The organism is Mesorhizobium sp. CNPSo 4661, assembly GCF_057784215.1.
Map to the genome: position 1 here is coordinate 298,865 of NZ_JBWGIO010000003.1, position 21,338 is coordinate 320,202.

At 63.9% G+C, this 21,338-nt stretch carries 21 protein-coding genes; 11 read left to right on the top strand and 10 right to left on the bottom strand.

Annotated features, from left to right (window positions below):
• Positions 1-47 precede the first annotated feature (47 nt).
• Complete coding sequence (locus AC0YKC_RS06200; RefSeq protein ID WP_488510504.1) at positions 48-683, bottom strand: TetR/AcrR family transcriptional regulator; 636 nt, start codon at positions 681-683, stop codon at positions 48-50.
• Between the two features lie 238 nt (positions 684-921).
• On the opposite strand from AC0YKC_RS06200, the gene AC0YKC_RS06205 reads away from it, so the two are divergent.
• Positions 922-1,680, top strand: a complete 759-nt coding sequence (locus tag AC0YKC_RS06205) for an NIPSNAP family protein (RefSeq protein WP_488510505.1) — start codon at positions 922-924, stop codon at positions 1,678-1,680.
• On the opposite strand, the gene AC0YKC_RS06210 is transcribed toward AC0YKC_RS06205, so the two are convergent.
• A complete protein-coding gene (locus AC0YKC_RS06210) occupies positions 1,681-2,511 on the bottom strand; it encodes an alpha/beta fold hydrolase (RefSeq protein ID WP_488510506.1) in 831 nt (276 codons plus the stop codon).
• 2 nt (positions 2,512-2,513) lie between these two features.
• A complete protein-coding gene (gene choX / locus AC0YKC_RS06215; protein WP_488510507.1) occupies positions 2,514-3,452 on the bottom strand; it encodes a choline ABC transporter substrate-binding protein in 939 nt (312 codons plus the stop codon).
• An 81-nt stretch (positions 3,453-3,533) separates the two neighbouring features.
• On the opposite strand from choX, the gene betI reads away from it, so the two are divergent.
• The 4 genes from betI (at position 3,534) to AC0YKC_RS06235 (ending at position 6,978) form a co-directional block, all read left to right on the top strand.
• The gene (gene betI / locus AC0YKC_RS06220) at positions 3,534-4,184 is read left to right on the top strand and encodes a choline-binding transcriptional repressor BetI (protein WP_488510508.1); all 651 of its coding nucleotides are present in this window, start codon (positions 3,534-3,536) and stop codon (positions 4,182-4,184) included.
• Between the two features lie 212 nt (positions 4,185-4,396).
• On the top strand, positions 4,397-5,794 hold the full coding sequence (gene fumC, locus AC0YKC_RS06225) for a class II fumarate hydratase (protein WP_320298315.1): 1,398 nt from the start codon (positions 4,397-4,399) through the stop codon (positions 5,792-5,794).
• Positions 5,795-6,005: 211 nt separating this feature from the next.
• Positions 6,006-6,428, top strand: a complete 423-nt coding sequence (locus AC0YKC_RS06230; RefSeq protein WP_320298316.1) for a DoxX family protein — start codon at positions 6,006-6,008, stop codon at positions 6,426-6,428.
• A gap of 133 nt (positions 6,429-6,561) precedes the next feature.
• Positions 6,562-6,978: a DoxX family protein gene (locus AC0YKC_RS06235; RefSeq protein WP_488510509.1), complete on the top strand. Its 417-nt coding sequence runs from the start codon at positions 6,562-6,564 to the stop codon at positions 6,976-6,978.
• Positions 6,979-6,990: 12 nt separating this feature from the next.
• Here the strand turns inward: AC0YKC_RS06235 and ppx are convergent, their stop codons facing one another.
• On the bottom strand, positions 6,991-8,526 hold the full coding sequence (gene ppx, locus AC0YKC_RS06240; protein ID WP_320298318.1) for an exopolyphosphatase: 1,536 nt from the start codon (positions 8,524-8,526) through the stop codon (positions 6,991-6,993).
• Positions 8,523-10,718, bottom strand: a complete 2,196-nt coding sequence (locus AC0YKC_RS06245) for an RNA degradosome polyphosphate kinase (RefSeq protein WP_488510510.1) — start codon at positions 10,716-10,718, stop codon at positions 8,523-8,525. The genes ppx and AC0YKC_RS06245 overlap by 4 nt, the downstream gene beginning before the upstream one ends.
• Before the next feature lie 253 nt (positions 10,719-10,971).
• Between AC0YKC_RS06245 and AC0YKC_RS06250 the strand changes: the two genes are divergently transcribed.
• Together AC0YKC_RS06250 and AC0YKC_RS06255 are read left to right on the top strand one after the other, a co-directional pair.
• Entirely contained in the window at positions 10,972-11,217 is a 246-nt protein-coding gene (locus AC0YKC_RS06250; RefSeq protein WP_112097842.1) for a zinc-finger domain-containing protein, read from the top strand.
• A 16-nt stretch (positions 11,218-11,233) separates the two neighbouring features.
• Positions 11,234-12,469, top strand: coding sequence for an FAD-dependent monooxygenase (locus AC0YKC_RS06255; protein WP_488510511.1), 1,236 nt, complete (start codon positions 11,234-11,236; stop codon positions 12,467-12,469).
• Between the two features lie 231 nt (positions 12,470-12,700).
• On the opposite strand, the gene AC0YKC_RS06260 is transcribed toward AC0YKC_RS06255, so the two are convergent.
• The 5 genes from AC0YKC_RS06260 to AC0YKC_RS06280 form a co-directional block, all read right to left on the bottom strand.
• Positions 12,701-13,366: a TIGR02117 family protein gene (locus tag AC0YKC_RS06260; protein ID WP_488510512.1), complete on the bottom strand. Its 666-nt coding sequence runs from the start codon at positions 13,364-13,366 to the stop codon at positions 12,701-12,703.
• A 196-nt stretch (positions 13,367-13,562) separates the two neighbouring features.
• Complete coding sequence (locus tag AC0YKC_RS06265) at positions 13,563-14,366, bottom strand: amino acid ABC transporter ATP-binding protein (RefSeq protein ID WP_052457670.1); 804 nt, start codon at positions 14,364-14,366, stop codon at positions 13,563-13,565.
• Positions 14,367-14,381: 15 nt separating this feature from the next.
• The gene (locus AC0YKC_RS06270) at positions 14,382-15,539 is read right to left on the bottom strand and encodes an amino acid ABC transporter permease (protein WP_320298323.1); all 1,158 of its coding nucleotides are present in this window, start codon (positions 15,537-15,539) and stop codon (positions 14,382-14,384) included.
• 4 nt (positions 15,540-15,543) lie between these two features.
• Positions 15,544-16,731: an amino acid ABC transporter permease gene (locus AC0YKC_RS06275; protein WP_488510513.1), complete on the bottom strand. Its 1,188-nt coding sequence runs from the start codon at positions 16,729-16,731 to the stop codon at positions 15,544-15,546.
• Between the two features lie 62 nt (positions 16,732-16,793).
• Entirely contained in the window at positions 16,794-17,822 is a 1,029-nt protein-coding gene (locus tag AC0YKC_RS06280) for an amino acid ABC transporter substrate-binding protein (protein ID WP_320298325.1), read from the bottom strand.
• A gap of 467 nt (positions 17,823-18,289) precedes the next feature.
• On the opposite strand from AC0YKC_RS06280, the gene AC0YKC_RS06285 reads away from it, so the two are divergent.
• The 4 genes from AC0YKC_RS06285 (at position 18,290) to AC0YKC_RS06300 (ending at position 21,216) form a co-directional block, all read left to right on the top strand.
• On the top strand, positions 18,290-19,459 hold the full coding sequence (locus tag AC0YKC_RS06285; protein WP_488510514.1) for a cystathionine beta-lyase: 1,170 nt from the start codon (positions 18,290-18,292) through the stop codon (positions 19,457-19,459).
• 142 nt (positions 19,460-19,601) lie between these two features.
• A complete protein-coding gene (locus AC0YKC_RS06290; protein WP_320298327.1) occupies positions 19,602-20,294 on the top strand; it encodes an RNA polymerase sigma factor in 693 nt (230 codons plus the stop codon).
• Positions 20,295-20,386: 92 nt separating this feature from the next.
• On the top strand, positions 20,387-20,911 hold the full coding sequence (locus tag AC0YKC_RS06295; RefSeq protein WP_488510515.1) for a DUF4142 domain-containing protein: 525 nt from the start codon (positions 20,387-20,389) through the stop codon (positions 20,909-20,911).
• Positions 20,908-21,216, top strand: a complete 309-nt coding sequence (locus AC0YKC_RS06300; protein WP_488510516.1) for a cupredoxin domain-containing protein — start codon at positions 20,908-20,910, stop codon at positions 21,214-21,216. Before AC0YKC_RS06295 ends, AC0YKC_RS06300 begins: the two co-directional genes overlap by 4 nt.
• The last annotated feature ends 122 nt before the right edge of the window (positions 21,217-21,338 follow it).

Sequence of the window (21,338 nt, forward strand, 5' to 3'; positions counted from 1 at the left end):
ACCTGGTCAGTTGGACAGGTCGGCGGGACAGCAAACTTTCTGAATGCTTATCGCAGCAACACCCTGCGGCGCCGCCTTGCTGCCGGTCCACCCGAAGATAGCTCTTCCAACCCCCTCAAGCACTCCCGCAATACCCCAGCATCCTGCGAAGTCTTGGCCATAGACATGGCGCCGGAATAAGCAGCCACTGCGAGCGCGGCGAAGCGGTCGGGATCGGTGCCGCCCTCCCTCCCGTCCAACTGGTCGGCCCGGATCTTATCTGCGATAGCCTGCCGCCAGCCGGCGAAGATTCTTGCGAGCGCCGAGCGGAAGTCATCGTCGGCCAGCGACAATTCATGCGCGAGGTTGTTGAGCGGGCAGCCGCGCACATAGCCTTGCTGTTCAAGCTCCGCAGCCACCGCCTCGAACACGGCCCGAACGCCTTGGCGGGCCGAGGGCGCCGCCAGCACCGGGCCGATCCAGGTTTCCCGGACCGCGGCCGCCACCCGTTCCTCGATCACCGCGAGCGCCAGCGCCTTCTTGGTCGGGAAATGGTGGTGCAGCGCGCCGCCGGTGACACCGGCAGCCGCCATCAGGTCGCCGAGGCTCGAGGCGTGGTAACCGCGCGCCTGGAAGGAACCTTCCGCCACGTCGAGCACGCGGCGGCGCATGCCATCCGGGTCGTTGGTGCGTTTTTTACGCATCGCCGCCTCCACCTTCTTCTCCCCTTGTGGGAGAAGGTGTCGCCGAAGGCGACGGATGAGGGGTGCTCCAGCTTGGCAATGACGGCATTCCGTCCAACACCCCTCATCCGTCTCGGCGCTGCGCGCCGATCCACCTTCTCCCGCAAGGGGAGAAGGGGAAGAAAATAGCAGATTGACAAAACCGGGCAACCGGTCTGTTTATGAAACAGGATGATCGCCCTGTTTTGAGATTCTGGCCATGAACCGACCTTCCCGCCTTGCCTCACCCATCGTCGAGCTTCGGCAATACACGCTGAAGCCCGGGCGGCGCGAAACACTGATCGCGCTGTTCGATCGCGAGTTCGTCGAAACGCAGGAAGCGACCGGCATGACCGTCATCGGCCAGTTTCGGGATATCGACCGCCCCGACATGTTCGTCTGGCTGCGCGGCTTCGAGGACATGGAGGCGAGAAAGGACGCGCTGAGCGCCTTCTACGGCGGACCGGTCTGGGCCACGCACCGGGATGCCGCCAATGCGACGATGATCGATTCCGACGACGTGCTGTTGCTCAAGCCGGCCTGGCGGGGTGCGGAATTCGACCTGTCGGGATTATTCCGGCCGACAGCTGCCGAGGCCGGAACTATGAACGATCGGAGCCGCTTGCCCGACTTTGTTGAGATTTCGATTCACCATTTGCGACCAAGCGCCGAGGCCGGCTTCGCCCAGCGCTTCGAGGCGGAGGCGGTCCCGCTGCTCGCGGCAAACGGGGCCCGACTGCTCGGCGCCTTCGTCAGCGAGCACTCTGAAAATACGTTTCCGCGGTTGCCGGTACGTGCCGGCGAAAATGTCCTCATCATCGTCACCGGCTTCGACGATGTCGATGCCCATGCCGGCCATCAAGCCGCCCTCGCCGCTTCGCCGGCATGGCGGGCGATCCGCGAAACCATGCAGGCCTTTTCCTCAAAGCCGGACGAAACGTTGCGGCTGACGCCTACCGCCCGATCGCTATTGCGATAGTCACGCGGCCGGCAACATGCCCGTTATTGCCTCGGCGACAAAGGCCGGGTCTTCCCAATGCGGGTTGTGACCGCAATCCTGCGCCCACACCGTACGCGATCCGGCGATCGTCTCTGCCATCGACTGCTGGTGCGCAGCGCCGAAAAGCGGATCGCACCCGCCGGCGATGATCAGCGTCGGGACCTGCACGGCCCGCGCCGCGGCGGTCAGATCGGTGCGGTGGACTTCCTCGAGAATGGCGCGCCAGTGCGCCGCCGGGATCGCCGAGGCGTCCTTCGCCAGACCGGCGAGAAAAGCCCGCGGCACACCCGGCTGGCAGGCATGCCACCAGCCGTAGAACGGATCCGACGGCGAGATCGGATCGCGCAAAGCCGCGACGCCGTCGATCAACTGGTGATCCGATCCGAAATCGGGCTTCAGCGCGCTGGCCATGATCACCAGCCCGCGGATCAGCTCCGGATACCGAGCGGCCAGCGCGATCGACACCATGCCACCCAGCGAATGGCCTACGACGACGGGTCGGTCCAGCCGCAGGCGCCGGATCAAGCCGGCGGTGTCGTCGACGAAATCGGCGACGCCGCAGCCCTCGCCCGCCTGCGAACCTCCATGGCCACGCAAGTCCGGCATGATCAGCCGGCGCCCGGAGAGATGCGGCGCCAGCAGCGAAAAACTGCGGCTGCTGTCGGTGAAGCCATGCACCAAGAGCAGCGGCGGCTCCGTGCCGGCGACCTCGACATAGGCAAGGTCGAGACCGCCGACATCGAGGATCTCCTTGCGGCCGGCCCAAGCGTCCTGCTCGGCCTCCTGATCCGCCAGCTCAAAAGCTGTCAATCTCAAAGCCCGAGCTTTTCCTTGACCGCGGCAAGGCCGGGCTTGCCATCAAAGGTGGTGACGCCGGCAAGCCAGGCATCGAGGCGATCCTTGTGCGCGGTGATCGACTTCAGCGCCCCGTCCTCCGGCTTCATGCCGTCATTGATGAGGTAGCCCATACCGACGTTTTCCATGTCGATGTCGAAGGCGAGGTTCTTCAGGACCTTTGCGACGTTCGGGCATTCCTGCAGAAAACCCTTGCGCACCTGCGTCGTCACGGTGGCGGCGCCGAAGTTCGGACCGAAGAACTTGTCGCCGCCGGTCAGGTACTTAAAGTCGTACATCGTGTTCATCGGATGCGGCGCCCAACCCTGGAAGACGATGAACTGCTTTTCCTTGATCTCGTAGCCAACCTCCGAGAGCATGCCGGCTTCGCTCGACTCCACCACCTGCCAGCCGTTGAGGCCGAACTTGGGATCGGCAATGGCGTCCATCATCAGCTGATTGGAGCCGGGCTCGATGCCGTACATCTTCTTGCCGAACTTGTCGGCGAATTTGTGCAGGTCGGACAGGTCCTTGACGCCGGCGTCCCAGACATAGGTCGGCACGGCGAAAGTGTATTTGGCGCCGACCAGATTGACCCGCACATTCTCGATCGAGCCGTCCTTCTTGTAGGGCTCGTAATAACTGACCATCGCCGGATCCCAATAGCCGAGGAACAGGTCGAGGTCTTTGTTCTTCATGCCTTCGTAGATGACGTTGATGCCGAGCACCTCGCTTTGCGGCTCGTAGCCGAGCGCCTGGAGCAGCACCTTGGCCACGCCCGTGGTGAAGGCAAGATCGTTCCAGCCGGGCTCGGCCATGCGGACCGCTTTGCAGCTCTCGGCCTCGGCGGCCCAGGCCGCCGGGGAAGCCAGCATCAGGGCCGCGAGACAGACGCCATTCGCAAGCATGCGCAACATTCGGGTTCTCCTCATTGTCGAAATTGACCTTTTGGTCGACTTATTGTCCCATTGGTCAATTGTTGATCTGAGCGGACAAAAATGTCAACATGGATTCGCCATGCATGGATCGGTCCGTTGAAACTCACGCGCCTCAGCGACATACGCCGCAAGGAGTTGCGGCAGGCGGCGTTCGCCGTTCTGGAGCGCGAAGGCATCGCCGGCGCGACGCTGGAAAAGGTCGCGGCCCAGGCCGGCGCCTCGAAAGGCATCGTGCTACATTATTTCCGCAACAAGCAGGAGCTGTTCGAGCACGCCATGCGTGAGGCGAACGCCGTGCTCTGCCACGCCGTGGTCGCCCGGCTTGAGCGGGCGCGGACGCCGATGGAACGGCTGGACGCGGTGATCGAGGGCAATTTCGAGGAGCACCTGTTCCTGCCGCCGCTCTGCCATGCGTGGCTGTCGCTCTGCGCCGAGGTGCCGCGCGACGAGAAGCTGGCGCGCATCCAGAAGGTCATCCATGCGCGCATGCGCTCGAACCTTCTGTCCGGCCTGCGCGGCCTCACTTCGCCCGAACTGGCCGACGAGATCGTGCTTGGCGTCACGGCGCTGATTGACGGGCTGTGGCTCAGGCTCGGCCTGCAGCCGGGCAGCGTCACGCGCGAGCAGGCGGTGCGCCAGGTCAAGGATTTCGTCGCGGGGCGACTGGCCCTTCGCCTGCCCACGCCCGTCGGCCTGGCCTCGGCCGGATAAGAGGGGTGCTCCAGGGAAAGCCAACGTCTCACTCCGCTGGAACACCCCTCATCCGTCTCGGCGCGGCGCGCCGATCCACCTTCTCCCGCGAGGGGAGAACGAGGAGGGCGCAGCTTCAACCGATTCGCATCTTCCCCGCCCGCAATCTCCGCTTGATGCTGTTTGTGCAACGCGATACGCCCTTGCCCAAATCGACAGACCGGAGAGTGGCCGTGAGCGCTGAAAAGACCAGAACCGAAACCGATACGTTCGGCCCCATCGAGGTCGCGGCGGATCGCTATTGGGGCGCGCAGGCGCAGCGTTCTCTGGGCAATTTCAAGATCGGTTGGGAAAAGCAGCCGGCTTCGATCGTCCGCGCCTTGGGCATCGTCAAGCGCGCCGCGGCCGAGGTCAACATGGAGATGAAGCGGCTCGATCCCGCCGTCGGCAAGGCGATCGTCGAGGCGGCGCAGGAGGTCATCGACGGCAAGCTCGACGCACATTTCCCGCTGGTTGTCTGGCAGACGGGCTCCGGCACGCAGTCCAACATGAACGCCAACGAAGTGATCTCCAACCGGGCGATCGAGATGCTCGGCGGCGTGATGGGCTCGAAGAAGCCGGTGCACCCCAACGACCACGTCAACATGAGCCAGTCGTCCAACGACACTTATCCGACGGCCATGCATGTCGCCTGCGCCGAGCGGGTCGTGCACCATCTGATCCCGGCGCTGCACCATCTGCACAAGGCGCTCGACGCCAAGGCGCGCGCCTTCAACCACATCATCAAGATCGGCCGCACGCACACGCAGGACGCCACGCCGCTGACCCTTGGCCAGGAATTTTCCGGCTATGCCGCGCAGGTCGCCTCGTCGATCAAGCGCATCGAGCTCACGCTGCCCGGCCTGCAGGAACTGGCGCAAGGCGGCACCGCCGTCGGCACCGGCCTCAACGCGCCGGTCGGCTTCGCCGAAAAAGTGGCGGATCGCATCGCTTCGATCACCGGCATCGCCTTCGTGACCGCGCCGAACAAGTTCGAGGCATTGGCGGCACACGATTCCATGGTGTTCTCGCATGGCGCGATCAACGCGGCGGCCGCGGCGCTTTTCAAGATCGCCAACGACATCCGCCTGCTCGGTTCCGGCCCGCGCTCGGGCCTCGGCGAGCTGTCGCTGCCGGAGAACGAGCCGGGCTCCTCGATCATGCCGGGCAAGGTCAACCCGACCCAGTGCGAGGCGCTGACGCAGGTTTGCGTGCAGGTGTTCGGCAACAACGCAGCACTCGCCTTCGCCGGCAGTCAGGGCCATTTCGAGCTCAATGTCTACAACCCGCTGATGGCCTACAACTTCCTGCAGTCGGTGCAGCTGCTCGCCGACGCGTCCGTCTCCTTCACCGACAATTGCGTGGTCGGCATCGAGGCGCGCGAGGACAACATCAAGGCCGCGCTGGAGCGCTCGCTGATGCTGGTGACGGCGCTCGCCCCCACCATCGGCTACGACAACGCCGCCAAGATAGCCAAGACCGCGCACAAGAACGGCACGACCTTGCGCGAAGAAGCCTTGGCCACCGGGCTGGTCAGCGAAGCCGATTATGATCGGCTGGTACGGCCGGAGGACATGACGCATCCGGGCTGAGGGCGGCTTCCTCATTCCGGGCGAGACCGATGCGGTATTTTGCGGTGGGAAAATTTGCTCCCGTCACCGACTTCGGCGACATGAATTTCACGCCGGCCGCAGAATCATAGGATGCACGTCCTGTGAACAATGTGTTGCCGCATAGGCGGCTTTGGTGAACAGTCTCCATCGTTTATCTGACGGGCCATTCAACCCCGTTCGGAGAACCGCCATGTCCATCAACTCTTCCGTCGCCGGCAACGGCACCGCATCCAACAGCTCCACCACGATCCTGCTCGGCCGCATCCTGCTTGCCGTCATCTTCCTGCTTTCCGGCTTCGGCAAGCTCACCGCCATTTCCGGCACCGCCGGCTATTTCGGTGCCCTCGGCCTGCCGGTCCCGACCGTGACGGCCGTTGTCGTCGGCCTGATCGAGTTGCTTGGCGGCCTTGCCATCCTCGTCGGATTCCAGACCCGGATCGCCGCCTGGGTGCTCGCCATCTTCACGATCGCCACCGGGCTGGTCGCGCATACCGGCTGGGCCGACCAGATGCAGATGATCCAGTTCCTCAAGAACCTCGCCATCACCGGCGGCTTCATCCTGCTCGCCTCCTCCGGCGCCGGCGCCTATTCGATCGACGCCAAGCGCGCCTGAGCTCGAACAGTTCCCTTCCTCCCAAGCCCTGTCGAGCGGCGCGGAATTTTCCGCGCCGCTTTTTCGTTGCTGGACTAGACTTAATGCTCCGGTCCGGCATTGCCGGACCGTGCCGACAAGGAAGGTGGTGGTCATGGCCCGCAACGCACTGCTTCTCATCGCGCGACTGCTGCTCGCCGCCCTGTTCGTGCCGTCGGGGCTTCAAGCACTCAGCGACATCGCCGCTACGAGCAGCTATTTCGCCGGCCTCGGCCTGCCCTTGCCCACATTGGCCGCCTGGGGCACCGGCCTGTTCGAAGTGACCGCCGGATCGCTGATCCTGATCGGCTTCCAGACGTCGATCGTCGCGTTGCTGCTTGCCGCTTTCTGCATCGCCGCCGGCTTCATCGGCCATTACCACCAAGGCGACGATCCGATGTTGTCCTTCCTGCATCAACAGATGCTGATGAAGGACATCGCCATTGCCGGCGGTTTCCTGGCGCATGCCATGGCCGGCGCTGGCGCCTGGTCGCTGGACGGTCGCGGCTTCGGGATCGCGGCGCCGAAGTGAGCTAAGCCGGCCCTATTTGACCGAAATGCTCGGCCCGCCTTCCACCGCCAGCACAAGGCGGCGGTTGGTGATGCGCGCAAGCTGCGCCAGACGGCCAGCCGGCCGTTCGCCATAAAGATCGGCGAGCGAGGCCGGCAGCACCAGGGCGAGCGCGCCGTTGCCGCGGCTTTCCCATTTCAGCCTCGGCATCACGCCGGGCATCGCTGCGGTGAGCAGATAGACCACGCGCATCATCGCCGCCAGCAAGCGGGCGCGCTCCAACAGCCTGGGCGGCGCCAGCGCCTTGATCTCGGGGGCGATGCCGTCGTTGAAGATGCCGTCGTGGCGATAGGCGTTGGCCAGAGCCAGATAGGCGCGGCCCGGATGGTCGACGCCGATGAAAGAGGCATGCGCGATGATGTTGAGCGACTGCCTGCCGCGATATTCAGGATGCGCGCGCCAGCCGATGTCGGCGAGCAGGCAGGCGGCATGGCGGTAGCGCGCCTCGTCCTCCGTCTCGTCGATGCCGAAGGCCTTGAACGCCTTGCCGGTCCATTCGACCAGGTCATGCGCGTGGTGCACCGAGCGCGAGCGCAAAAGCGCCAGTTCCTCTGCGGCCGAGATCAGCGGATCGGATTTCTGCTCCTCGGCGTCGAGCAGCGAATAGAGGAAGCCCTCGCGCACGCCCTGCGCCGAAACCACGATCTTAGAAGGCTGCATCGCCGTCATGATCTCCTGCAGCACGACGGCGCCGTAGGGCAAAAGCGAGCGGCGGTTCTTGGAGACACCCTCGATGCCCCTCACCTTCTCGACCTCGCCCTTGGCGACCTGTTTCAGGAAAGCCTGCGCGCTGTCGGCCGATATCTCGTAGTGATGCATGACGCCGAGCGGATAGTTGGTCATCTCCATATGCAGCCTGGCGAGGTTTCGCCAGGTGCCGCCGACGGCGTAGAAGACCCTGCCCTGCCCGCCTTTGAGCAGCTTTGCCCGCGCCAGCTCCTGGCGGGCGATCTTCTGGGCCTGGACGAGCGAGTTCTTGGCCATGTCCTGCAGGCGCAGGCCGCCAAGCGGCAGCGTGATGCCCTGGCCGATCGTCTCGCGGTTGATGTCGATCAGCTCGAGGCTGCCGCCGCCGAGGTCGCCGGCGATGCCGTTGGCGGGATGGAAGCCGGACATGACGCCGAGCGCAGAATAATAAGCCTCCTGGCGGCCGGTGAGTACGCGGATCTCGGTCCTCAGCACGTCCTCGGCGCGGTGGATGAAATCGGGACCGTTGCCGGCCTCGCGCGCGGCGGCGGTGGCCAGCACGTACATATGCTCGGCGCCGGCTTGATCCGAAAGCGCGCGAAAACGACGGAATTCCTCCATCGAGCGCGTCACCGCCTCGGGATCGAGCTTGCCCGTCGAAACGATGCCGCGGCCGAGGCCGGCCAGCATCTTTTCGTTGAACAGAAGCGTGGGCGAGCGGGCCAGCCCCTCATAGACGACAAGGCGGATCGAGTTCGATCCGATGTCGATGATCGACAGCGGCCGCCGGTCCTGAAGCCGGCCCTGGGAAACTGCGATCACGCGGCGCCGTTCTTCTTGCGGCGCTTGAACTGGGCAATGCGCTTGGGCGCATGCGATTTCAGCGCGTCACCCCGTCCCGACAGGCTCGGATTGGTCATGAAATATTCCTGCGCGTTGAACGGTTCCTCGCCTTCCTCCAGCACAACGCGCCGGGAGGTGCCGTCAGCCAATACGTCGAAACTTTGCTGGTTGTCCATGATGTTGCCCAGCATGATCTGGCCGAGCACCTGTTCATGCACAGTTGGATTGGTGATGGGCACCAGGGTCTCGACGCGGCGGTCGAGATTACGCGGCATCATGTCGGCCGACGAGATGTAGACAATCGCCTCGTCCGACGGCAGGCCGTGGCCGTTGCCGAAGCAGAAGATGCGGCTGTGCTCGAGGAAACGGCCGACGATCGATTTCACCCTTATGTTCTCCGACAGGCCGGGCACCTGAGGCCGCAGGCAGCAGATGCCGCGCACGACGAGGTCGATCTCGACGCCGGCGCGGCTGGCGTCGTAAAGCGCATCGATGATGGTCGGATCGACCAGCGCGTTCATCTTCATCCAGATGCGCGATGGCCGGCCCTCACGGGCATGGACGATCTCGTCCGAGATGTGTTTCAGGATGCGCTTGCGCAGCGTGAAGGGCGATACGGCAAGGCGCATCTCCTCGGCCGGCTCGGCATAGCCGGTGATGAAATTGAAGAGCTGCGCGACATCGCGCGCGATCGTCGGGTCGGTGGTGAAGAAGGACAGGTCGGTGTAGATGCGCGCGGTGACCGGGTGGTAGTTGCCGGTGCCGAGATGCACGTAATTGCGCAGCTTGCCGTCCTCGCGGCGCACCACCAGCGACATCTTGGCGTGGGTCTTCAATTCCAGGAAGCCGAACACGACCTGCACGCCGGCGCGTTCGAGGTCGCGCGCCCAGCGGATGTTGGCCTCCTCGTCGAAGCGCGCCTTGAGCTCGACCAGCGCCGTGACCGACTTGCCGGCCTCGGCGGCGTCGATCAGCGCGCGCACGATCGGGCTGTCGTTCGAGGTGCGGTAGAGCGTCTGCTTGATCGCCACCACTTCCGGGTCGGCGGCGGCCTGACGCAGGAACTGCACCACCACGTCGAAGGACTCGTAGGGGTGATGGACGACGATGTCCTTCTCCCGAATGGCGGCGAAGCAGTCGCCGCCATGCTCGCGGATGCGCTCGGGAAAGCGCGGATTGTAGGGCGTGAATTTGAGGTCGTCGCGCGGAATGGCGACGATCTCGGAGATCTGGTTGAGTGCCAGCGGACCAGTGAGCACGCTGATGCGGCTCGACGAGACGCCGAGCTCGCCGGCGACGAAGTCGCGCAATTGAGCCGGCATCAGCGTGTCGAATTCGATGCGGATCACCGAGCCGCGACGCCGCCGCTTCAGCGCCGTTTCGAACAGGCGCACCAGGTCTTCCGACTCTTCCTCGACCTCGATGTCGCTGTCGCGGATGATGCGGAACGTGCCGGAGCCCTTGACCTCGTAGCCGGGGAAAAGCTTGCCGATATAGACGCCGACCACTTCCTCCAGCGGAATGAAGCGGACATGGTTCTTGCGGTCGGGCAGGCGGATGAAACGCTTGAGCGCCACCGGCAGGCGCAGCAGTGCGCTCATCTCCTCGCCATTCTTGCGATGACGCAGTTGCAGGGCGATGGAAAAGCCGAGATTGGGAATGAAGGGAAACGGATGCGCCGGGTCGATCGACAGCGGCGTCAGCACCGGGAAAACCTGTTCCTGGAAATGCTCCTCCAGCCAGGCCTTCTCGTCCTTGGTCAGCGCATCGCGGGTGATGCTTTCGATGCCTTCCTTGTTGAGCAGGACCATCAGTGCCGAGAGGCTCTTCTGCTGGTCTTCCTGCAGGCGCTCGACCTCGCGCAGCAATTGCTCGAGCTGCTGCTCGGGCGTGCGGCCGTCCGGGCTTTTCAGCGCGATACCTTCGCGCACCTGGCCGGCGAGGCCGGCGACGCGGACCATGAAGAATTCATCGAGATTGGCGGCCGAGATCGACAGGAAGCGGACGCGCTCGAGCAGTGGATGATGCTCGTTCAGTGATTCCTCCAGGACGCGGCGGTTGAATTGCAGCCAGGAGAATTCGCGGTTGACGAAACGGTCGGGATTGCCGCCGTCCGGGCTTGCCGCCACGACGGTGATGAACTCGCTCTGCACAGGCTTCAGTTCGTTCATGGTTTCCCGCTCTTGCCCCGCTACCGTCCCCAGGGAGCGCCGCATATTGCCGTTCGGCGACGCTCTAACATGTTTTTGTGACGCATGATCGTCACGGAATCGATCCGTGCGCGGAGCCATGCGCTTAACCGGCTCAACTTATCCTCTGCCAGCCTTTTGCGACAGTTTGATTTCATCGATCTTGCAAACTGGCCTGTTATGCTCCAGATGCAGACGGGTCACACCCACTGGCCGAACCCAATTGGAGACGACGATGGCAGGCGGTAGCATTCCCCATTTCCAGAACGACGCGGGCCATCCGGTCATCGAGATCGGCGTCAGGGAATTCATGTGCACCGGCGCCAACCCGCCTTTCGACCATCCGCATGTGTTCCTCGACATGGGCGACGACAATGAAAAGGTCTGCCCCTACTGCTCGACGCTCTACCGCTATTCGCCGTCGCTGAAGGCGACGGAAACGCAGCCGGCCGGCTGCCTCTATGTCGACCAGGCCGCCTGACCCTTTTTCCTCGATCATGGCTGAAACACGGTCCCAGCAAATCGTCATCGCCGGGGCTGGCATCGCCGGATTGACGGCGGCGCTCGCTTTTGCCGAGCGCGGTTTCCCGGTAAAGCTGTTCGAGCAGGCAAAGCAGCTCGAAGCCACCGGCGCCGGGCTCCAGCTTTCCCCCAATGCGACCCGCATCCTGCGCCAGCTCGGCGTGCTCGATCGCCTGCTGGCCGACGCGATCCGGCCTGAAGCGGTGGTGCTGAAGGACGCGAGAAGCCTGCGCGAGCTGGCCCGCGTGCCGCTTGGACAAGCCGGAGAAAAACGCTGGCGCGCGCCCTATCTGGTGGCGCATCGCGCCGACCTGCAGGCAGCGCTGATGGCGGCAGTGGCGGACCGGCCCGATATCGAGCTTGCCATCGGCGCGCGCGTGACCGACATCGCGGCCGACGCGCTGGGTATCAGCGTGACAGTCGAGACGGATGGCAAATCTGCACAGGTCGCTGGCAGCCTGCTGGTCGGAGCTGACGGCGTCTGGTCCACGGTTCGCGCACAGCTTGCCGGCGGGGAATCCGGTTTCGCGAAAAGCCGCTTCTCGGGCCGACTGGCATGGCGCGCCACAGTGGCGACCGAAAGCCCCGCAGGGCAGGCTTTTGCCGAGATCGGCGCGGCGGGATGCGTCACCACCTTCCTGCATCCCGGCTTCCATATGGTCGCCTATCCGGTGAGCAAGGGCAGCGCCATCAATCTCGCCGCCTTCACCAAGGGCGAGCGGATCGCGGAAGGCTGGTCAGGCCATGCCGACCCGGCCATCCTCTCCAGTGCCATGCGCGGCACCGCGGCGAAGCTCGCAAGGCTCGTCGCGCTGGCGGGGCCATGGACGGCGTTTCCGATGCACACGGTCCGGCAACAGCGCTGGGCGGTCCCGCAAGGCATCGCGCTGATCGGCGACGCCGCGCATGCCATGACGCCGTTCGCGGCGCAGGGCGCGGCGATGGGGATCGAGGATGCCGCGATGCTGGCCAATCTGGTCGCCGATTTTCCGACTGATCCGAAGCAAAGCCTGACTATCTGGGAGAATCTCAGACAGCCACGCGTCGAAAAGGTGCTGAAGCGCGGCACGCTCAATCGCCTGGCCTGGCATGCCAGGGGACCGGTGGCGATTGCCCGCAACCTGGTGCTGGCGACGCGGCCGGCGGAGAAACTCGCGGCCGATCTGGACTGGCTGTATGGCTGGGAGGAGCGGAAGGTCGTGAGGCGGTAGTGGATGCCTAACGGGCGAAAAGTTGGATAGGCTGGCGGGACAGCGCCCCCCTCTGTCCTGCCGGACATCTCCCCCGCAAGGGGGGAGATTGGCAGCTCACGCGCCTCGTTCATCCTGCGACGTTGGCGATTGGCGAAAGCCGCAGCTACAGCTGATCTCCCCCCTTGCGGGGGAGATGGCCGGCAGGCCAGAGGGGGGTGTGACGGAACTCGGCGCTCGCTTGGACGAGTGCTAATTGTACATCCTCAGCGACCACCCCAACGACATCGGCAGCGGGTTCCACCATCCCGTGCGAAGGCCTGCAATACGCAGTCCCGCTGCCGTCCAGGTGTTGCAGCCGACCAGAGCGTTGAAATGGCCGTTGGCTTCGTAGAAACGGTCATAGGTTGAATAGCCCGCATTTTCGATCACCACTGGTCCCTCAGGCCCTTGCTGGAAACTCGCGGCGATGTAGTCGAGCAACGTCGAAAAGTGCTGCTCGTCGATGTCGAAACCTGCAACATCCGGGTGTGGTTCCTTGATCGCGCCGGCAAGATCGACATGCATCACCGAAGCGTCGAGCGTCAGCGCCTTCAACACCGGCCCGGCTTTCAGTTGCGACCAGGTCGGCGTCTCCAGATAGAAGGCGCGGCCGCCCCAGCCGAAGGTGATGTAGCGCGCCTCCGGCGCCTCGATCGGCAGAGCGGCATCGGCCAGGAAGGAGAAGCGCCGGCGTACACCATCGTCGAGGGGCACGGCGATATCGGTGTGGATTGGGTTCTTGAGCACCAATATGCGGCGCGTCCCCTCGCCGCCGGCGGCGGCTGGCCAGAGCGGGCGCGGCACCAGCGTGCCGAGCGCGGCAGCAAGCACCACCGCTCCCACCAGCATCGCCAAGTATCGCAAGGTTCTTCTCATCGGGCGCGGCGGTTCCGTCCGGGACGTCGTCATACTCGGGCTTGACCCGAGTATCCATGCCGTGACCTCTGCCGAGGGGTGCAGCGGTGCGGAATTCTGAAACGTGGCAACGCCTCGGTGTCACGGCATGGATTCTAGGGTCTGCGCGCGTCGCTCGCTCCTTGCTCCGCCCTAGAATGACGAAGCAGAGGCCCGCTCAGTGCAGGATCTGCGACAGGAAAAGCTTCGTGCGCTCATGGCGCGGATGGTCGAAGAACTCGGCCGGCGTGTTCTGCTCGACGATCTGGCCCTGATCCATGAAGATCACGCGATTGGCCACCTTGCGGGCAAAGCCCATCTCATGGGTGACGCAGAGCATGGTCATGCCCTCTTCCGCCAGCCCCACCATCGTCTCCAGCACTTCCTTGATCATCTCCGGATCGAGCGCCGAGGTCGGCTCGTCGAAGAGCATGATGCGCGGGTTCATGCACAGCGAGCGCGCGATCGCCACGCGCTGCTGCTGACCGCCGGAGAGCTGGCCCGGATATTTGTTGGCCTGTTCCGGAATCTTGACGCGCTTGAGGAAATGCATGGCGATCTCCTCGGCCTGCTTCTTCGGCATCTTGCGCACCCAGATCGGCGCCAGCGTGCAGTTCTCCAGGATGGTCAGATGCGGGAACAGGTTGAAGTGCTGGAACACCATGCCGACCTCGCGGCGCACCTCGTCGATCTTCTTCAGATCGTTGGTGAGCTCCTTGCCGTCGACGATGATCTTGCCCTTCTGATGCTCTTCCAGCCGGTTGATACAGCGGATCATGGTCGATTTGCCCGATCCCGAAGGTCCGCAAATGACGATGCGCTCGCCGCGCATCACCTTGAGGTTGATGTCCTTCAGCACGTGGAATTCGCCATACCATTTGTGCATGCCGACGATATCGATGGCGACATCGGTGGTCGAGACATGCATCTTTCCGGCATTGACCTTGAGGTCTTCCGCGCTGACGGCGTTTTCGGTGGCCATGGCCAATTCCCCTTTTTATCTTTTGTAGCCGGTGTCGAGCCGGCGTTCGGTGTACATTGAATAGCGCGACATGCCGAAGCACAACAGCCAGAAAACGAAGGCGGCAAAGATCAGGCCCGACTTCGGGGTCTGCGGCGTCGCCCAATTGGGGTCGGCGAAGTTCTGCTTGACCACGCCGAGCAGGTCGAACATCGAGATGATCAGAACCAGGCTCGTGTCCTTGAGCATGCCGATGAAGGTGTTGACGATGCCGGGGATGACCAGTTTCAGGGCCTGCGGCAGCACGATCAGGCCCATCTTCTGCCAGTAGCCGAGGCCGAGCGAGTCGGCGCCTTCATACTGGCCCTTCGGGATCGCCTGCAGGCCGCCGCGGATCACTTCCGCCATGTAGGCGGCGGCAAACAGCGACACGCCGATCAGGGCCCTCAGGTATTTGTCGAAGCTGACGCCTTCCGGCAGGAACAGAGGCAGCATGACGCTGGCGAAGAACAGCACCGTGATCAGCGGAATGCCGCGCACCGTCTCGATGAAGACGATACAAAGCCATTTGATGATCGGCATCTTCGAACGCCGGCCGAGCGCCAGCAAGATGCCCATCGGCAGCGACACGGCAATGCCGACGAAGGACAGGCTGAGCGTGACCAGCAGCCCGCCCCAGCGCGGGGTCTCGACATGCGGCAGGCCGAACACGCCGCCGACCAGCAGGAAGAAGGCGACGACCGGCAGCGCCACGAAGAGCAGAAGCGCGTTCAACCCCTTGCGCGGAACGCGGGGGATCAGCATCGGCACCAGCAGCGCCACGAACAGGATGGCGACCAGAATCGGCCGCCAGCGCTCCTCGATCGGATAGGTGCCAAACATGAACTGGCCGAACTTGGCGTTGACGAAAGCCCAGCAGGCGCCGGTCCAACCGTCGGGCTGGATGCCGCCTTGCGAAGCGGTCGTGCATACCGTGCGGTCCGGACCGGTCCACTGGGCATTGAGGAAGGCCCAGTTGATGACCTGCGGCAGGATCCACAGCACGATGGCGATGCCGAGGATTGTGAGGACGGTGTCGCCGACCGAACCGATCAGGTTCTTGCGCACCCAGGCATAGGCGCCGCGTTCGGTAGGCGGGGCCGGCTGAGCAAGCGCCATCTCGGTGCGCACCCAGGACATGTCGTGTTCCTGCATGGCCCTACCTTTCCACCAGCGCCATTCTGGCGTTGACGATGTTCATGACAAAGGACGTCACCAGGCTCAGCACCAGATAGGCGATCATCATGATAAACACGCCCTCCACCGCCTGGCCCGTCTGGTTGAGCACCGTGCCGGCAGTCGCGGTAAGGTCCGGATAGCCGATGGCGATCGCCAGCGAGGAGTTCTTGGTCAGGTTGAGATACTGGCTGGTGAGCGGCGGGATGACAATGCGCATCGCCTGCGGAATGACCACCAGCCGCAAGATCGGACCGGAGCGGAGGCCGAGCGCACCCGCCGCTTCGCTCTGCCCCTTGCTGACCCCCCTGATACCGGCGCGCACGATCTCGGCGATGAAGGCCGCCGTGTAGAAGGAGAGTGCCAGCAAGAGCGACAGGAATTCCGGCTTGACCCAGAAGCCACCGGTCAGGTTGAAGGTCGACTGCTTCGGAAAATCGAAGGTGAGCGGCATGCCGCCGAGCAGGAAGGCCAGCACCGGCAGGCCGACGATAAGCGCCACGGAGGTCCAAAACACCGGGAATTGCTGGCCGGTCGCCTTCTGCCGCTGTCGCGCCCTGTGGGCGACGAACCAGGCCATTGCAATGGCCAGCAGCAATGCGACACCCATCAGCCAGGAGCCGTCCCCCCAAACGGCGCGCGGAAAATAGAAACCGCGCTGGTTAAGGAAGGAGCCGAAAGGCAGGTGGATGCTCTCGCGCGGCGGCGGCAGCACGGCGAGCACGCCTGAATACCAGAAGAAGATGACCAGCAGCGGCGGGATGTTGCGGAAGATCTCGACATAGACCGTGCAGATCTTGCGGATCAGCCAGTTCTGCGACAGGCGGCCAATGCCGATGGTGAAGCCCACGATCGTGGCAAGCACGATGCCGGCAACCGCAACGATGATCGTGTTGAGCAAACCGACGACCAGCGCGCGAAAATAGGTCGAGTCGGACGTGTAAGCGATCGGCGTGTCGGAGATGTCGAAGCCGGCCCTGCTCCTGAGGAAACCGAAGCCTGAAGCGATGTGCAGGCGCTGGAGGTTCTCGATGACGTTGTGGACGATCCACCAGATCGAGCCGAACAGCAGGATCACGACCAGCGTCTGAAAGAACAGGCTGCGTATTCTCGGGTCATTGATGAAGGAGCCGCGGCTCGGCTCCTCGCGAAGGATTTCCTGCGAAGCCATGGACCGTCCCCTGGAAAGAGAAACCGGGAGGCAGACAACCTGCCTCCCGGATCACGTTTCAATCAGCGGATCGGCGGACCGTATTGCAGGCCGCCCTTGGTCCACAGCGCGTTGATGCCCCGCGCGATCTTGAGCGGGCTGCCCGATCCGACATTGCGCTCGAACATTTCGCCGTAGTTGCCGACAGCCTTGACGATGTTGACGACAAAGTCGTTGGAAAGGCCGAGATCGGCGCCGTACTTGCCGTCGGGCTCAGTGCCGAGGAGGCGCTGGATGTTCGGGTCGGTCGACGTCTTCATCTCGTCGACATTGGCCTGCGTGATGCCGGCTTCCTCGGCGTTGAGCAGCGCGAAATACGTCCACCGCGCAATATGCGCCCACTGGTCGTCGCCCTGGCGCACGGCCGGGCCGAGCGGCTCCTTGGAGATGATCTCGGGCAGCACGACATGGTCGGCCGGCGAAGACAGCGTTAGACGGATGCCATAGAGACCGGACTGGTCGGTGGTGTAGGCATCGCAGCGGCCGGCGTCATAGGCGGCGTTGACCTCTTCCAGCTTCTCGAACACGACGGGGTTGTACTCCATCTTGTTCTTCTTGAAGTAGTCGGCGAGGTTGAGCTCTGTGGTGGTGCCGCTCTGCACGCAGACGGCGGCGCCCGAAAGCTGCAGCGCGGAGTTCACGCCGGGCAGCTTCTTGGCGTTGATCATGAAGCCCTGGCCGTCATAGTAGGTGATGCCGACAAAATCGAGGCCGAGCGCGCTGTCGCGGTTGCTGGTCCAGGTGGTGTTGCGCGACAGGATGTCGATCTCGCCCGACTGCAGGGCGGTGAACCGCTCCTTGGCGCTGAGCGGCGTGAACTTGACCTTGGTGGCGTCGCCGAAGACGGCGGCCGCAACGGCGCGACAGAAATCCGCGTCGATGCCTTTCCAGTCACCCTTGTCGTCCGGCGCCGAAAAGCCGGCGAGACCGGTCGAGACGCCGCACTGGAGAAAGCCCTTCTGCTTCACGGTATCGAGCGTGCCGGCCGAAGCGGCGGACGCCATGAACCCGAGCGCGGCGGCGCCAAGAATGCCGATTGCAATGTGTTTCATGACCCACAGACCCTTTTCTGTTACAGGCGCCCCTAATCGCCAGGCGACGCTTGATCTTTTTTCGTTTGTGAATGCAGCTCCCACTTCAAGGCCCACTCCCGGACCCGCATCGGTTGCCGATGCGCTGCCTCCCATTCACGAAGCGCATCGAAGGCGATTATTCCTGTGAGGTCAAGGGAAATGACCGATTCCAGAGAGGTTTGAAAAGCAATTGCCGCAAATGCCCAAATTGCGGACAAGAGCCCATGAAACCGGCAGGCCATGCGAACAAATCAGCCAAGCCGCGCCGTCGCGAATGCATGACCCAGCGGCAGAATCCGCTGCGGCAATAGCGATGCTTTACTGGGCCTGCGCGGCTTTGGATTGGCCTAGCGGAAGACCGGCTTTGGCGGACTCGGCGCGGTTGCGCGGGCTTTGCCGTCGCTTTATGGCTGGGTCTCCTGACATCATTCGACAGGCGACGAACCATGGCTAGAGACGGCATCGAAATGGGCATCAACACGAGGCTTGCCCATTCCGGCAACAATCCGCGCGACTATTTCGGCTTCGTCAATCCTCCGGTCGTGCACGCCTCGACCGTGCTCTATCCCGACGCCGCCTCGATGGCCGGGCGCAGCCAGAAATACACTTACGGCACGCGCGGCACACCGACGATGGATGCGCTGGCGCTCGCGGTCGATGCGCTGGAGGGTTCGGCCGGCACGATCGCGGTGCCTTCCGGACTGGCGGCGGTGACGATACCGCTGCTCACCTTCCTTGCCGCGGGCGATCACCTGTTGATCGTCGACAGCGTCTACCACCCGACGCGCCACTTCGCCGATACGATGCTGAAGCGGCTCGGCGTCGAGGTCGAGTATTACGAGCCGCGCATCGGCGCCGGCATCGCTTTGCTGATCAAGCCCAACACCAAGGTGGTGTTCACCGAATCGCCGGGATCGAACACCTATGAGGTGCAGGACATCCCGGCAATCGCGCAGGCTGCACATGCGGCGAACGCCGTCGTGATGATGGACAACACCTGGGCGACGCCGCTCTATTTCAAGCCGCTCGACCATGGTGTCGACATCTCGATCCATGCGGCGACGAAATATCCAGCCGGCCATTCCGACGTGCTGCTGGGCACGGTGTCGGCCAACGAGACCTATTGGAAGCAGCTCTACGAAGGCTTCTGCACGCTCGGCTGCTGTTCCGGTCCCGACGACGTCTACCAGGTGCTGCGCGGCTTGCGCACGATGGGGGTGCGGCTCGAGCATCACCGCAAGAGCGCGCTCGACATCGCGCGCTGGCTGGAGGAGCAGCCAGGCGTCGCGCAGGTGCTGCATCCGGCGCTGGAGAGCCATCCCGACCATGCGCTCTGGAAGCGCGATTTCTGCGGCTCCAGCGGTGTCTTCTCGATCGTGCTCAACGGCGGCGGACAGAAGGCCCAGCACGCCTTCCTCGACGCGCTCAAGATCTTCGGCCTTGGCTATTCCTGGGGCGGCTATGAGAGCCTCGCCGTTCCGGTCTTCCTCGGCGACCGCGCGCTTGCCAAGGGTTCGTATGCCGGCTCGCTGATCCGCCTGCAGATCGGGCTTGAGGATGTCGAAGACCTCAAGGCCGACATTCTGCGTGGACTCACGGCGGCCGCCGCCGAGTGACTGGCCGACCGGCGGAGGAATCCACCACGGCAGACAGGCCTCTGTCGAAGCGCTAACATAACCCGCGCAACCAACTTGGGAACCTTTTGTCGGCAGGCGCATCCAATCGCGGATTGCAACAGCTGTCGGGAGATCGGGCGCGATGAAAAAGCCCGCTATCGAAACCGCCGAGATCGGCGCGGCCGAAGCCGGCGACATGGCATTGATGCGCCGGGCGCTTGCGCGCGATCCGAATGCGTTCCGTGCCATCATCAAGACGCACAACCAGCGGCTCTACCGCATCGCGCGCGGCGTGGTGCGCAACGACACCGAGGCCGAGGACATCGTGCAGGAGGCCTATATGCGGGCCTTCGCCAATCTCGGTGCCTTCCGCGGCGAGGCTTCGCTCTCCACCTGGCTGTCGCGCATCGTCATCAACGAGGCGCTCGGCCGGCTGCGCAAGCGCAAGCGCGTCGTGGCGATGCCCGAGAACCCGGAGGCTGAGATCATTCGGTTTCCCCTGAGCGACTGGAACACAGGTGACGATCCGGAGCGGACGATGGCGCAGCGGCAGATTCTGGCACTTGTCGAACGGGCGACCGACAGCCTTCCAGACGTCTATCGCACGGTTTTCGTCGCCCGTGTCATCGAGGGCCTCAGCATCGAGGAAACCGCCGACCTTCTGGGCGTGCGGGCCGAGACGGTGAAGACGAGACTGCACCGGGCGCGGGCGCTGGTGCGAAGGGCGCTGGACGACGAGATCGGCCCGGTGCTGCTCGACGCCTTCCCCTTCGCCGGCCGGCGCTGCGAGCGGCTGACCCAGGCGGTGATGAAAAGGCTTGGTTTCGAGGGCTAACTTTTCCCGGGAACGTTTCGCCGCTTCGGGCATCCAATCAGCGTCAACCTCAGATGAAGCCCGAAGCCAATGCGCCGGGCGAAGGAGATGCCATGTTTATGCGACAGACCGCCGCCCTCGCCGCCCTTTTCTTCGTGAGCACCGCGCCGCTGGCGCTAGCCGCCGACAAGCCCACCGACCCGCAGATCGCCCACATCGCCTACACGGCCGACACGATCGACATCGAGGCGGCCAAGCTGGCGATCAAGAAATCCAAGAACAAGGAGGTCGTCGACTTCGCCAAGGACATGGAGCGCGACCATGAGGCGGTGAACAAGCAGGCGCTCGACCTGGTGAAGAAGCTGAAGGTCACGCCCGAGGACAACGACACCAGCAAGGCGCTGGCCAAGGCCGCCAAGGAGGAGCTCGCCAAGCTGTCGAAGCTCGAGGGTGCCGCCTTCGACAAGGCCTATATCGAGAACGAAGTGGCCTATCACAAGCAGGTCAACGGCGCGCTCGAAACCCTGCTCATCCCCTCGGCCAGCAATGCCGAGCTGAAGAGCCTGCTGGAGACCGGCCTCAAGATTTTCCAGGGGCATCAGCAGCATGCCGAACACGTCGCCGGCATGCTGAAATGAGGCCGCTGCTCCTTGCGCCGGCACTGGCGCTGGCGCTCGGCGCATCGCCGGCGTTCGCGGCGACGATCGAGATAACGATCGACAAGCTGGTCTTCTCGCCTGCAAACGTTCAGGCCAAGGTCGGCGATACGATCGTGTGGGCGAACAAGGATATTCTCGCCCATACCGCCACGGTCAAAGGCGGCTGGGATGTGATGATCCCGGCAAAGTCGACGGGCAAGGTCACGCTGAAGGCGGCGGGCGCGGTCGACTATTTCTGCCGCTTCCATCCGAACATGAAGGGCCATATCGAGGTGGCCCCTTGATCGGTCGGCTCCTGAGGGCGAGGCGCGCGCAGCGCCTCGCTTGACCTTGCAGCAATCATCCACATGCGGGTTGCCGCACGCCGGACACACACTCCTCCCCGGAACCAAGACATTCGGCAATT

Excerpts from the sequence above, each read along its gene's own strand:
- AC0YKC_RS06200 (WP_488510504.1), bottom strand. The coding sequence starts at position 683 with ATGCGTAAAAAACGCACCAACGACCCGGATGGCATGCGCCGCCGCGTG.
- AC0YKC_RS06205 (WP_488510505.1), top strand. The coding sequence starts at position 922 with ATGAACCGACCTTCCCGCCTTGCCTCACCCATCGTCGAGCTTCGGCAA.
- choX (WP_488510507.1), bottom strand. The coding sequence starts at position 3,452 with ATGTTGCGCATGCTTGCGAATGGCGTCTGTCTCGCGGCCCTGATGCTG.
- betI (WP_488510508.1), top strand. The coding sequence starts at position 3,534 with ATGTCAACATGGATTCGCCATGCATGGATCGGTCCGTTGAAACTCACG.
- AC0YKC_RS06230 (WP_320298316.1), top strand. The coding sequence starts at position 6,006 with ATGTCCATCAACTCTTCCGTCGCCGGCAACGGCACCGCATCCAACAGC.
- AC0YKC_RS06235 (WP_488510509.1), top strand. The coding sequence starts at position 6,562 with ATGGCCCGCAACGCACTGCTTCTCATCGCGCGACTGCTGCTCGCCGCC.
- AC0YKC_RS06245 (WP_488510510.1), bottom strand. The coding sequence starts at position 10,718 with ATGAACGAACTGAAGCCTGTGCAGAGCGAGTTCATCACCGTCGTGGCG.
- AC0YKC_RS06250 (WP_112097842.1), top strand. The coding sequence starts at position 10,972 with ATGGCAGGCGGTAGCATTCCCCATTTCCAGAACGACGCGGGCCATCCG.
- AC0YKC_RS06255 (WP_488510511.1), top strand. The coding sequence starts at position 11,234 with ATGGCTGAAACACGGTCCCAGCAAATCGTCATCGCCGGGGCTGGCATC.
- AC0YKC_RS06260 (WP_488510512.1), bottom strand. The coding sequence starts at position 13,366 with ATGAGAAGAACCTTGCGATACTTGGCGATGCTGGTGGGAGCGGTGGTG.
- AC0YKC_RS06265 (WP_052457670.1), bottom strand. The coding sequence starts at position 14,366 with ATGGCCACCGAAAACGCCGTCAGCGCGGAAGACCTCAAGGTCAATGCC.
- AC0YKC_RS06270 (WP_320298323.1), bottom strand. The coding sequence starts at position 15,539 with ATGCAGGAACACGACATGTCCTGGGTGCGCACCGAGATGGCGCTTGCT.
- AC0YKC_RS06275 (WP_488510513.1), bottom strand. The coding sequence starts at position 16,731 with ATGGCTTCGCAGGAAATCCTTCGCGAGGAGCCGAGCCGCGGCTCCTTC.
- AC0YKC_RS06280 (WP_320298325.1), bottom strand. The coding sequence starts at position 17,822 with ATGAAACACATTGCAATCGGCATTCTTGGCGCCGCCGCGCTCGGGTTC.
- AC0YKC_RS06285 (WP_488510514.1), top strand. The coding sequence starts at position 18,290 with ATGGCTAGAGACGGCATCGAAATGGGCATCAACACGAGGCTTGCCCAT.
- AC0YKC_RS06290 (WP_320298327.1), top strand. The coding sequence starts at position 19,602 with ATGAAAAAGCCCGCTATCGAAACCGCCGAGATCGGCGCGGCCGAAGCC.
- AC0YKC_RS06295 (WP_488510515.1), top strand. The coding sequence starts at position 20,387 with ATGTTTATGCGACAGACCGCCGCCCTCGCCGCCCTTTTCTTCGTGAGC.
- AC0YKC_RS06300 (WP_488510516.1), top strand. The coding sequence starts at position 20,908 with ATGAGGCCGCTGCTCCTTGCGCCGGCACTGGCGCTGGCGCTCGGCGCA.